1 protein-coding gene is annotated in these 982 nt (G+C 67.8%); it reads right to left on the reverse strand.

Features of this window, described 5'->3' with window-relative positions:
* Positions 1 to 16 precede the first annotated feature (16 nt).
* Positions 17 to 932, reverse strand: a protein-coding gene (locus tag ABWV20_RS19220) for an IS5 family transposase (protein ID WP_353358081.1) whose coding sequence is annotated in 2 segments (ribosomal slippage) — positions 17 to 556 and positions 558 to 932 — 915 coding nt in all. Because the reading frame shifts where the segments join, the coding sequence is not laid out codon by codon here.
* Positions 933 to 982 lie beyond the last annotated feature (50 nt).

Here is a 982-nt window from a genome sequence, read left to right on the forward strand (position 1 = left end):
CTAGGGCGTGTCTCCCTTATGTGCGTAGCCAGGTGAGGATCGCGAAGATCGTGACTGCAGCGCGGTAGGTGATCGCGAGTTTGTCGTACCGAGTGGCCAGTCCGCGCCACTGCTTGGCCTTGTTGAAGGAACGCTCGACGACGTTGCGGTCCTTGTAGGTCTCGGCATCGAAGGCGTGCGGTCGCCCACCAGCGCTGCCACGCCGTTTCCGCGCCGCGAGGTGATCGCTCTTGGCCGGGATCACCGCGGTGATCCGGCGCCGGCGCAGCTCCGAGCGGATGACGCCGGTGGAGTACGCCCGGTCCGCGATCACCGCATCCGGCCGGGTCCGGGCTCGCCCGCGGCCCAGCCGCGGCACGCTGATGTCGGCCAGGACCTCGACCAGCATCGCCCCGTCGTTGCGTTGCCCGCCGGTGACCACGATCGCCAACGGCCGGCCCTTGCCGTCGACGGCGTGATGGATCTTCGTGGTCAGCCCACCGCGCGAGCGACCCACCCCGTGACCCGCGGGTTCACACTCCTCGAACGGCAGATTCTTGTAATTCGACGAGGCCCCCTGTGTCCTGATCGGGGCGCTTGGTGTTTGTGGCGTGCTGGTGAGCACGCGCAATCGTGGCATCCACCGACACCGTCCACTCGACCTTGCCCGCAGCGTCGGCCTCGGCCAGGATCCGCGCGAGCACCCGGTCCCAGGTGCCGTCAGCTGCGTAGCGGCGGTGGCGCTTCCAGACCGTCTGCCACGGACCGTACTGCTCACGCGGAAGATCCCGCCAGGGGATCCCGGTCCGGTACCGGTAGACGATCCCCTCGACCACTCGCCGATTATCCCCAAACGGATGCCCCCGACGGCCAGCATTCGACGGCAGCAACGGCTCGATCCGCGCCCACTCCTCGTCACTGAACACGCTGAACCGCGATCGCTGCTTCGTCACCGCCACAGACTGTCGCGTGTCTCACCCGCCATAAGGGAGACACGCCCTAG

Origin of the sequence: Intrasporangium sp. DVR (assembly GCF_040365325.1) — a bacterium.
In the GTDB taxonomy this organism is placed as follows: Bacteria; Actinomycetota; Actinomycetes; order Actinomycetales; family Dermatophilaceae; genus Intrasporangium.